The sequence below is a fragment of the Leptothrix toolikensis (SeqCode) genome, from assembly GCF_057922285.1.
This window is the reverse complement of sequence record NZ_JBYSVC010000137.1, coordinates 1-3,575: the sequence shown is the minus strand read 5'-3', so window position 1 is coordinate 3,575 and position 3,575 is coordinate 1. Positions and strand designations below refer to the sequence as shown.

At 61.6% G+C, this 3,575-nt stretch carries 3 protein-coding genes; 2 read left to right on the top strand and 1 reads right to left on the bottom strand.

What is annotated here, in order from left to right; all coding sequences use genetic code 11:
• Nucleotides 1–91: 91 nt before the first annotated feature.
• On the bottom strand, nucleotides 92–1,084 hold the full coding sequence (locus AC3VI7_RS12410; RefSeq protein WP_489668071.1) for a CobW family GTP-binding protein: 993 nt from the start codon (nucleotides 1,082–1,084) through the stop codon (nucleotides 92–94).
• 193 nt (nucleotides 1,085–1,277) lie between these two features.
• Here AC3VI7_RS12410 and AC3VI7_RS12405 point away from each other — a divergent pair, with 193 nt between their 5' ends.
• A complete protein-coding gene (locus AC3VI7_RS12405; RefSeq protein ID WP_489668072.1) occupies nucleotides 1,278–2,033 on the top strand; it encodes a CorC family transporter in 756 nt (251 codons plus the stop codon).
• Nucleotides 2,030–3,556 (top strand): apolipoprotein N-acyltransferase, encoded by a 1,527-nt coding sequence (gene lnt / locus AC3VI7_RS12400; RefSeq protein ID WP_489668073.1) that lies wholly within the window; start codon nucleotides 2,030–2,032, stop codon nucleotides 3,554–3,556. The genes AC3VI7_RS12405 and lnt overlap by 4 nt, the downstream gene beginning before the upstream one ends.
• The last annotated feature ends 19 nt before the right edge of the window (nucleotides 3,557–3,575 follow it).

The window sequence follows — 3,575 nt, the reverse complement described above, 5'->3', positions numbered from 1 at the left end:
ACAATGTACCGAAGTCTTTCGGGATGGGTCATCCCGTGGGGCGCGCGGATTGTAGCGATCTCGCTTTCAGGCTTGCTTGATCCCGCCGGGTTTAGGCCAAACACTGTGTAAGACCTTGTTCAAACAAGTCGCGGGGCAGGTTGATGCCGATAAACACCATCTTGCTGACCTTGGGCTCGCCTGCGGGCCAAGCTGGGCCGAGGTCGCTGCCCATCAATTGATGCACGCCTTGGAAGATCACCTTGCGCGCCGTGCCCTTCATATTCAGCACGCCCTTGTAGCGCAACATGCGCGGCCCATAGACCTGCACGATGCCGCCCAAGAAATCTTCCAGCTTGGCGGGCACAAAAGCGCGCTCCGAGCGAAAGACGAACGATTTCACATCGTCGTCATGATGGTGATGATGGCCGTGCGCGGCGTCGTCCTCAAGAAAATCTGGGGCGATCTCAAGTTTGGCGTTGAGATTAAAGCCGCGCAGATCCAAGACCTGCGTCAAAGGCACTTCACCGAAGTGAACACGGTGTTGCGGCGCGCGCGGGTTCATGTGGCGAATGCGCACCGCCAGATCGTCCACGGCCGCTGCATCGACCAGATCGGTCTTGCTGAGAAAGATCTGATCGGCAAAACCAATCTGACGTCTTGCCTCTAGGCGATCATCGAGCTGCTGCGGGGCATGCTTGGCATCGACCAGGGTCAGGATGGCGTCGAGCAAGTAGTTCTCGGCCACCTCGTCGTCCATGAAGAAGGTCTGCGCCACGGGGCCGGGATCGGCCAAGCCGGTGGTTTCGATCACCACCCGGTCAAATTTGAGCTCGCCCTTGCGGCGCTTGGCGGCCAAGTCGCTCAAGGTTTGGCGCAAGTCCTCGCGGATCGAGCAGCAGATGCAGCCGTTGTTCATCTGCACGATCTGCTCTTCGCTGTCGGTGACCAAGATGTCGTTGTCGATGTTCTCGGCCCCGAATTCGTTCTCGATCACCGCAATGCGTTGGCCGTGGGTTTCGGACAACAGCCGCTTGAGCAGAGTGGTCTTGCCCGAGCCGAGGAAGCCGGTGAGGATGGTGACGGGGATCAGACCTTGAGTCATGGCAGTGTGGGCGGTGTTATCTAGGTAGAGAGGCTGAACACTGTAATCGACACGGCCATCGGGTATCCTGCGCCCTTCTTCATTCTTGGCACATGCGCCCGTGTCCGAACCTCAGTCCAGTCCAGACCACCGTAGCTTGTTTGAGCGGGTGGTCGAATTTCTTTCCCCTGGGCCTGACTCCAAAGCAGAGTTGATGGCGACATGGGCCCAAGCTGAGCAGCGCGATTTGATCGAGCCGCAATCCCGCTTGATGCTCGAAGGGGTCATGCGCATGGCCGACTTGAGCGCGGGGGATGTGATGGTGGCCACACCGCGCATGGACGTGCTCGATATCGCCGCGCCCTACGACGCTTTGCTCGCCAAGGTGATCGACACCGGCCACTCGCGCTTTCCAGTCTACGAAGGCGAGCCCGAGAACGTCATCGGCATCCTCATGGCCAAAGACTTACTCAAGCGCCAGCGCCGACCTGAGCTTGATCTGCGCGCCTTGCTGCGACCGGCCTTGTTTGTGCCCGAATCCAAAAGCCTCAATGAGCTTTTGGGTGATTTCCGCGCCAGCCGCAACCACCTAGCCTTGGTAATCGACGAGTTCGGCCGCTTGGCCGGGCTGCTCACCATCGAAGACGTGCTCGAAGAGATCGTCGGCGAGATCGAAGATGAGTTCGATGACCGGGTGAGCGAGAACGGCATCCATGTGCTGGCCGACGGCAGCCACCGGGTGGCAGGCAGCGCCTTGATCGCCGACATCAACAGCTGTTTTGGCGAAAGTCTGCCGGTCGATGACCTAGAAACCATCGGGGGTCTGGTGGCCCAAACTCTGGGCAGGGTACCGCGTCGCGGTGAAAGCCTGCGGCTGGCCGGGCTGGCTTTTGAAGTGATGCTGGCCCGAGGCGGTGCAGTGCGCTGGTTCAAGGTCACGGCCGCGCCTGCGCCAGCCACTGAAGCATGAAGCGTCGATACGCCTCGGCGGCTTGGGCCGGTGCAGCGACGCTTGCCGGTGGCGCGCAAGCCCTCGCCGTCGCCCCCGAACCCCTACCCGGTCTTCAACTGCTTGCTTGGGCGGTGCTTGCGCTGAGTTTGCAAGGGGCATCGCTGGGGCAAGCGGCACTGCGCGGGTTCTGCTTCGGCTGGGCTTGGCTGGCGGGCAGTTTGTGGTGGATCTTCATCAGCCTGCATCGCTACGGTCATCTATCCAGCCTAGAGTCCGCCGCAGCGGTGGCGCTGCTCACGGCTTTTCTGGCGCTCTTTCCCACGTTGGCCGCCATGGGCTACGTGCGCAGCCGCTATAGCGGTTTCGCTTTTTGGATGTTGTTGGCGGAGTTGGGCCGCGCCACTTTGCTGGACGGCTTCCCTTGGGCCGCGCCCGGCTATGCCCATGTCGATGGCCTGCTCTCAGCCTTGGCCCCTTGGATCGGCGTCCACGGCATCGGTTTTGTCGCCATCGCTTGGGCGGCCTTGCTGGCGGCGCAGATCAAGCGCTGGCGCAGCACGGTGGGGGCGGCGGTGATCGGCTTGAGCGTGGTGATGGCCTTGCCCCCCACATGGACTGCGCCGATCACCCAAGCTTTGAGCGTGGACTTCACCCAACCGAGTGGCACTTTGCGGGTCGCGCTGTTGCAAAGCAACGTCACCCAAGATGAAAAATTTGATGTTGATCACATCGAGGCAGGTCTCGAGTGGCACGCCGAGCAGCTGAAAAGCATCGACGCCGATCTGATCGTCACACCCGAAACCGCCATTCCGCTCTTGCCACAACAGTTGCCCCACGGCTGGTGGGAAAGCTTGGCCGCGAGCTTCGAGCCGAGTGCTGCCGGATCACGTCACGCCTTGATTGGCATGCCTTTGGGCAATCGCCGTCTGGGCTACAGCAATGCCGTGGTCGGGCTTGGCGGTGGAGCCGCCGGGGCCTACCGCTACGACAAACACCACCTGCTGCCTTTTGGTGAGTTCGTGCCCTTCGGCTTTCGCTGGTTTGTCGAGCTGTTGCAGATCCCGCTGGGCGATTTCAATCGCGGCGTCCTTGCCGCCCCGTCCTTCGCGGTCGGCCAAGAACGCATTGGGCCGAGTATTTGCGTCGAAGACCTCTACGGCGAAGAGATGGCCACGCGCTTTGTCGATCAAGCCGCAGCGCCCACGATGTTGGCCAGCCTGAGCAACTTGGCTTGGTTTGGCCCCACGGTGGCTTTGGATCAGCACCTACAGATTGCTCGCATGCGGGCCTTGGAGCTGCAACGCCCCGTGCTGCACGCCACCAACACCGGGACAAGCGCGTTCATTGATCACCGTGGCGTGGTGCAAAACCGCTTGCCCACCCAAGCTCGTGGCGTGCTGGAGGGCCGCGTGCAAGGCCGTCTCGGGGCGACACCCTTTGCCGCTTGGGCCGGGCGCTGGGGGTTGCTCCCCGTGGGGCTGCTCGCCCTCTTTGGGCTGGGCACTGTCTACTTGCGTCAGCACCGCAAGGCAAAATGCTGAAGTACATTCCTTTATTCCG

Excerpts from the sequence above, each read along its gene's own strand:
- AC3VI7_RS12405 (WP_489668072.1), top strand. The coding sequence starts at position 1,278 with ATGGCGACATGGGCCCAAGCTGAGCAGCGCGATTTGATCGAGCCGCAA.
- lnt (WP_489668073.1), top strand. The coding sequence starts at position 2,030 with ATGAAGCGTCGATACGCCTCGGCGGCTTGGGCCGGTGCAGCGACGCTT.
- AC3VI7_RS12410 (WP_489668071.1), bottom strand. The coding sequence starts at position 1,084 with ATGACTCAAGGTCTGATCCCCGTCACCATCCTCACCGGCTTCCTCGGC.